This window comes from Spongiactinospora gelatinilytica (assembly GCF_003236385.1).
GTDB lineage: Bacteria > Actinomycetota > Actinomycetes > Streptosporangiales > Streptosporangiaceae > Spongiactinospora > Spongiactinospora gelatinilytica.
Genome location: NZ_POUA01000550.1, coordinates 1 through 3558, shown reverse-complemented (window position 1 = coordinate 3558; position 3558 = coordinate 1). Strand labels below are relative to the sequence as shown.

3 protein-coding genes are annotated in these 3558 nt (G+C 71.3%); all 3 read left to right on the top strand.

Features of this window, described 5'->3' with window-relative positions; genetic code table 11:
- Positions 1-608 precede the first annotated feature (608 nt).
- Positions 609-962 (top strand): YraN family protein, encoded by a 354-nt coding sequence (locus tag C1I98_RS36680; protein WP_111171871.1) that lies wholly within the window; start codon positions 609-611, stop codon positions 960-962.
- Positions 963-2513 (top strand): YifB family Mg chelatase-like AAA ATPase, encoded by a 1551-nt coding sequence (locus tag C1I98_RS36675; RefSeq protein ID WP_111171870.1) that lies wholly within the window; start codon positions 963-965, stop codon positions 2511-2513.
- The coding region (dprA, locus tag C1I98_RS36670) for a DNA-processing protein DprA (RefSeq protein ID WP_111171869.1) at positions 2510-3558 on the top strand (1049 nt) is incomplete at its 3' end. The genes C1I98_RS36675 and dprA, both read left to right, overlap by 4 nt.

Sequence of the window (3558 nt, the reverse complement as noted above, 5' to 3'; positions counted from 1 at the left end):
CCCGAGGCTTCCCACCCCACCATCCAGGGCCGCCCGGCCATGACACCGAACGCCCGCGTCGGTTGGTCGCTCACATTGGGTTTCCCGCCGGGGGTGCAGGCCGCCCCCATGAGGTCGAACGCCCGCCTCAATCCGCCCTCCACGCGAGGCTCCCTGCCTGCCGTGACGCTCGCTCCTCATGACATCCAGCGCGTAGTTCGGGGACACCGTCCACCTGAAGATTTCCACCCCGTCGTGCAGGCCGCTCGCTCCAGGCCACAGATCTCGAGCCACTCGCCCCGGAATCTCCACCTGGCTGGCCCCCACCTGCCCGACCCATGATGTCGGGCGCCCTTATGCCTGGAAGGTGCGATCTCACAGGCTCCGAAAGGCGAGGGGCGCCTCATGCCGGCGGTCCCACCCAAAAAGCGGCGACCTGTTCGGTGAACTGTGCGTGCCCTAGTGGGACGAATGCCGTGAATTTAGCGGTCGTCGTACATGCCCGCGCTCCCAAGGAGCAGTTGTCCACAGGGCATGGTGACGCAGTGTGCCGGGTTATCCACAGAACGTGGTTCAGTGCCTCTCCGGCCGGCCTGGGCGAGAGATGCTCGGGGCCGGAGGTGGTTGTCATGGCGGCCAAGGATGAGTTGGGCAAGCACGGCGAGCAGATCGCCGCAGATTTCCTGCAGGCGCGTGGCTGGGAGGTCCTGGCACGCAACTGGCGCTGCAGGGAAGGAGAGATAGACATCGTCGCGCGGGATGGCCGGGCGTTGGTCGTGGTGGAGGTCAAGACCCGGTCCGGCCGCACCCACGGCACCGCGCTGGAGGCGGTCGATCCGCTCAAGTTGCTACGCCTGCGGCTACTCGCGGGCCGATGGCTGGCGGGCCAGAGCGAGCGGTTCGACACGGTGCGCGTTGACGTCGTCGCTCTGGAGCGGTTCGGACGGGCCTACTCCATCCACCACGAGCGGGGGGTGTCCTGAATGGCGGTCGCCCGCACCCGGTGCGTCGCCCTGATCGGCGTCACCGGCCACATCATCGAGATCGAGGCCGACATCTCCAACGGCCTTCCCGGCATCCATCTGATCGGCCTGCTCGACACCGCGCTCAGCGAGGCCCGCGACCGTGTCCGGTCCGCAGTCATCAACAGCCGGTACGGCTGGCCCGAGACCCGCGTCACCGTCAGCCTGTTCCCGGCGAGCCTCCCCAAACGAGGCAGCCAGTTCGACCTCGCCATCGCGATGAGCCTGCTCGGTGCGGCCGGCGTGGTGCCGGGCGAGCGGATCGCCGAGCCGTTCTTCCTCGGAGAGCTGGGGCTCGACGGGCGGGTCCGCGTGGTCAGAGGGATTCTCCCTTCCATCGTCGCGGCGGCCGAGGCGGGGGCCGCCAGCGTGGTCGTTCCCGCGGGCAACGCCGCCGAGGCCGGCCTCGTCCCAGGTGTGCAGGTGATCCCCGTGCAGCACCTGCGTCAGCTCGTGGAGTGGCTGCGGGAGGGAGACCCGGCCCGCCCGCCGCAGTGCGACGATCCCGCCTCCCCGCAGAGCGCGGAGCCGTCGCAGGCGTCCCAGCGTCCCGCGCCCGATCTGAAAGACGTCGCGGGCCAGCCGATGGGGCGAAAGGCGCTTGAGGTGTGCGCCGCCGGCGGTCACAACCTCTGGATGCTCGGCCCGCCGGGCACGGGCAAGACGATGCTGGCCGAGCGGCTGCCCACGCTGCTTCCGCCGCTGGAGTACGAGCAGGCCCTTGAGGTCACCGCCATCCACTCCATCGCCGGGGCACTGCCGGCCGGGCAACCACTGCTCGCCGGCCCGCCGTTCGTCAGTCCGCACCACACCGCGACCGTCGCCGCCGTCGTCGGGGGCGGCACCTCCGTGCCGCGTCCGGGCGCGGTCTCGATGGCCCACCGTGGCGTGCTGTTCCTCGACGAGGCACCCGAGTTCGCGACATCCGTCCTCGACTCCCTGCGCCAGCCGCTGGAGTCCGGCACGGTCACGGTCTCGCGCGCCGCCGGCACGACCACCTTCCCCGCCCGGTTCATGCTGGTTCTCGCGGCCAATCCGTGCCCGTGCGCCCAGCCGGCGAGCCCGTCTGAGCCCTGCCAGTGCACACCCACGGTGAAACGGCGTTACCTCGCGCGTCTTTCCGGGCCGCTGCTCGACCGGATCGACGTGAAGGTCTCCGTGGCCCGCTCCACTCGGCGGGAGCTGATGGCCGACCGCCGGTTCGCCGAACCCAGCGGCGTCGTGCGCGAACGGGTCCTGCAGGCCCGCGAGCGTGCCGCCAAGCGGCTGGGCGGCACGCCCTGGCGTACCAACTCCGAGATTCCCGCAAGTGCCCTGCACGGTGATCTACGGCCCCCTGAGGAGGCGATGCGGCCCCTCACCGCGTGCATCGACAACGGTTCCCTGAGCGCTCGCGGGCTCGACCGGGTGACCCGGGTGGCATGGACGCTCGCCGACCTGGCGGGCAAGGAGCATCCGGGAGCCGAGGAGACCAGTGCGGCCCTCGCGCTGTGGCTGGGGGTCGGCCAATGACCGAGCCGTCCGGTGCCGTACCCCTCGCGGACGAGACCAGGCTGGCCAGAGCGGCGCTGATGCGCGCGGGTGAGTCCGGAGATCCGCTGCTCGGCCGGCTCATCGAGGTGTGCGGGCCGGTGGAGGCGCTGGCCCAGATCCGCGAAGGCGCGCTGACCACCGAGATCGGCGGCCGGCTGGCGCACGATCGTGGCCGCACTTTGCGCGACGTGCAGGCGAAGGTGACAGGGTGGCGGACGCGGTTGCTGGCGGCTGATCCGGTACGCGACGTGCTAGCGGGCCACGAACGGGGAGCCCGGCTGGTGGTCCCTGGTGACATCGAGTGGCCGTCCCAGCTCGACGATCTCGAGGTTGGCCGCCCGACGGGGCTGTGGGTGGAAGGCGCGGCCGACCTGCGCTTCTCCTGTCTGCGTTCGGTCGCCATCGTGGGGGCGCGCGCCGCGACGCCGTACGGTGTCCACGTCGCGTCCGCCATGGGCGCCGAGCTGGGCCAGGAAGGCTGGACGGTGATATCCGGTGGGGCGTACGGGGTGGACAGCGCGGCGCACCGGGGCGCCCTGACCACGGAGGCGCCCACGGTCGCGGTTCTCGCCTGCGGCACCGACTACTGCTATCCGTCCGGCCATCATGACCTGTTCGCCGTCATACGCGAGCGGGGCGTCCTGATCAGCGAGTCTCCGCCGGGGGCCCACCCGACGCGAAGCCGCTTCCTGATCCGCAACCGGCTCATCGCGGCGCTGTCCAGGGGCACCGTAGTCGCGGAGGCCGCCCTGCGCAGTGGCGCACTGAACACCGTCAACCACGCCCTCGCCCTGCACCGCCACGTCGGCGCGGTGCCGGGGCCGGTCACCTCCGAGAGTTCGGCCGGATGCCACGCACTGCTGCGGCAGGGCAAGGCCCAGTGCGTCACGAACGCCGCAGAGGTGCTCGACCTCATCGGCGCGATCGGAGCCGACCTCGCCCCAGAGCCCAAGGGCACGATCATCCCCCTGGACAGCCTCAGCCCCGAGGCACGCGCGGTCCTCGACGCCATCCCCTCCCGAGG

Excerpts from the sequence above, each read along its gene's own strand:
- C1I98_RS36675 (WP_111171870.1), top strand. The coding sequence starts at position 963 with ATGGCGGTCGCCCGCACCCGGTGCGTCGCCCTGATCGGCGTCACCGGC.
- C1I98_RS36680 (WP_111171871.1), top strand. The coding sequence starts at position 609 with ATGGCGGCCAAGGATGAGTTGGGCAAGCACGGCGAGCAGATCGCCGCA.